Annotated in this window: 3 protein-coding genes; all 3 read right to left on the minus strand. The window is 46.8% G+C overall.

What is annotated here, in order from left to right; translation table 11 throughout:
- On the minus strand, positions 1 to 494 hold a 494-nt coding region (locus ACU696_RS01725), incomplete at its 3' end, for an EF-Tu C-terminal domain-related protein (protein ID WP_447343222.1).
- A complete protein-coding gene (locus ACU696_RS01730; RefSeq protein ID WP_447343020.1) occupies positions 386 to 649 on the minus strand; it encodes a hypothetical protein in 264 nt (87 codons plus the stop codon). The genes ACU696_RS01725 and ACU696_RS01730, both read right to left, overlap by 109 nt.
- Before the next feature lie 11 nt (positions 650 to 660).
- Positions 661 to 1,058 (minus strand): GTP-binding protein (locus ACU696_RS01735; RefSeq protein WP_447343021.1); only part of this gene is annotated, 398 nt, incomplete at its 5' end.

Below are 1,058 nucleotides of genomic sequence, written 5' to 3' on the forward strand. Positions count from 1 at the left end.
TTATCACCTGGCATTACCATCTCTACGCCTTCTGGCAGTTCGATAGTACCGGTTACGTCAGTTGTACGGAAGTAGAACTGTGGACGGTAACCTTTGAAGAATGGAGTGTGACGACCACCTTCATCTTTGCTCAGAATATAAACTTCTGATTCGAATTTAGTGTGTGGCTTGATTGAACCTGGTTTTGCCAGTACTTGACCACGTTGAATTTCTTCACGTTTAGTACCACGCAGCAGAACACCTACGTTCTCACCCGCACGACCTTCGTCCAGCAGTTTACGGAACATTTCAACGCCAGTACAAGTTGTTTTAACCGTGTCTTGAATACCAACGATTTCAACTTCTTCACCAACTTTGATGATACCACGCTCAACACGGCCTGTTACTACTGTACCACGACCTGAGATTGAGAATACGTCTTCGATTGGCAGCAGGAATGGCTTGTCAATTGCACGCTCTGGCTCTGGAATGTAAGTATCCAGGTGCCTGCTAATTCAACAATTTTCGCTTCCCACTCTGGGTTGCCTTCCAGCGCTTTCAGAGCTGAACCACGAACAACTGGAGTGTCGTCGCCTGGGAAATCGTATTGAGACAGAAGTTCACGAACTTCCATTTCAACTAATTCTAACAGCTCTTCGTCGTCTACCATGTCACATTTGTTCAGGAACACGATGATGTAAGGAACACCCGACCTAACAGGATGTGCTCACGAGTTTGTGGCATTGGGCCATCAGTCGCAGCAACAACCAGGATTGCACCGTCCATCTGTGCAGCACCAGTGATCATGTTTTTAACATAGTCGGCGTGTCCTGGGCAGTCTACGTGTGCGTAGTGGCGAGTTGGAGTATCGTATTCTACGTGTGAAGTAGAGATAGTGATACCACGCGCTTTTTCTTCTGGTGCGTTATCGATTTGGTCGAATGCACGAGCAGAACCGCCGTAAGTTTTAGCCAGAACAGTAGTGATAGCTGCTGTCAGAGTAGTTTTACCGTGGTCAACGTGGCCGATAGTACCAACGTTAACGTGCGGTTTTGAACGTTCAAATTTTTCTTTAGACA

It is taken from the genome of Providencia sp. PROV_01 (genome assembly GCF_053098325.1).

Excerpts from the sequence above, each read along its gene's own strand:
- ACU696_RS01730 (WP_447343020.1), bottom strand. The coding sequence starts at position 649 with ATGGTAGACGACGAAGAGCTGTTAGAATTAGTTGAAATGGAAGTTCGT.